At 33.1% G+C, this 1,535-nt stretch carries 2 protein-coding genes; both read right to left on the bottom strand.

The annotated features are described in order from the left end of the window. Positions 1–632, bottom strand: a 632-nt coding sequence (locus tag AC061C_RS15740) for a zinc metalloprotease (RefSeq protein ID WP_478291958.1), incomplete at its 3' end; no start/stop codon positions are given. Between the two features lie 150 nt (positions 633–782). Then, positions 783–1,409, bottom strand: a complete 627-nt coding sequence (pth, locus tag AC061C_RS15735; RefSeq protein WP_478291957.1) for an aminoacyl-tRNA hydrolase — start codon at positions 1,407–1,409, stop codon at positions 783–785. Positions 1,410–1,535 lie beyond the last annotated feature (126 nt).

The following is a 1,535-nucleotide window of genomic DNA, read 5'->3' as shown; positions in this document are numbered from 1 at the left end:
CTTATTTCAAATTTAATAACCCAAATATTCAAGTATTTATCAGGATTCCATATAGTTAATGGCTTTACCATGGTATCTATATCATCGGTTGACCAACTTACTTGTTCTAAGTTAACGCGGTCAATACCATTAGTCAAAACTCCAGAGGGATCTCTTTTTGCTAAAGCAAATTCTATCTCAACATCTGCGCCTACAGGATTTGTGTTAAAGCCGGGTGTTCCTGATTTTCTCCTAAAATCCTCGTTTATAACTTGTATTTGCGAAAGTATTTGCTCGTCAAAAATATTTTCATCAGTACCTATTACATCTCCGTTATGAATAACATGTACTACAACTGGAATTGTGATTACGGCATTGACTCTGGAACCTTTAGGTGCATTTTTCCTTCTTTCTTTTTCAAGAGCAATTTTTGGAGTAATCCATTGTTCAAATTCGGAATTTGATAATCTATTGGGGTTTTTAGACTTCAAGTATTCTTCATATTCCGTGCTAGCGCAACGAATGACTTCTCCTGTTTTGATAATTTTGTTCTTGCCAAAAAGGGAAACTTCGGTAGTGTTGTTTACTTGCGCAAACGAATTATGAGCTGAAAAAAATAGGCAAAGTAGTAGTATGAAAGTAATTTTTTTCATGGTATCGTTTTTTAATTGCTTTTACAATTTGGGGCGTAAAGTGCTGTTTTCCTATAAATCATTGAATGATGCACTAAATTTAATTATTATTACGCTCTAATACAAATTAATTCAAAGTCCATTTTGTTGGTATACAGAAAAGTAATGGTTTTATTTTCCATTAAAAGCAGTCATTGTGTTTTCTAAACCAGCTGTTCCAAATGATTTTATGATTTCTGAAGTCAATTCTAATCGTTCTGGTAGTGCCAGTTTTTCTGCGTCATCCCATTCACCAAGAACATAATCTACTTGTTTTCCTTTTTTGAATTCATCACTGATTCCAAAGCGAAATCGCGTATAGTTTTGTGTGTTCAGAACAAGATTAATATTTTTTAAACCGTTATGTCCGCCATCACTTCCTTTTGGTTTGATCCGAACGGTTCCAAAAGAAAGGTTTAAATCATCTGTAATAATGAAAATATTTTCTAATGGTATGTTTTCTTTATCCATCCAGTATTGAACGGCTTTACCGCTTAAGTTCATGTAAGTGTTGGGTTTTAACAAGAAGAAAGTTTTTCCTTTGAATGTGTATTTAGCTAGTGCACCTAGTTTTACGGTTTCAAAAGTGACATTCTCTTTCTTTGCTAAAAAATCAACTATTTTAAAACCGATGTTGTGTCTTGTATTCACGTATTCTGCACCGATATTGCCTAGTCCTACGATTAAAAATTTCTTCATATTGGGTATATTATCTTCTGCGTTTTCAATTGAAAGCAGTTTGTTTATCCATTTTATCATGCTGCAAAAGTAAACTTAATTCGAATAGTTGGACTATTACATTTTTAGAAAATCGTGATTGAGAACATACTATTTTTAGATAGCCCTGATGGAAGTGGCATCCTTTTTTTATGTATCCGAACAGGG

Source organism: Flavobacterium sp. GNP010, from assembly GCF_056428945.1.
Note: the sequence above shows the minus strand (reverse complement) of the source record. Positions and strands in the feature narration are given on the sequence as shown.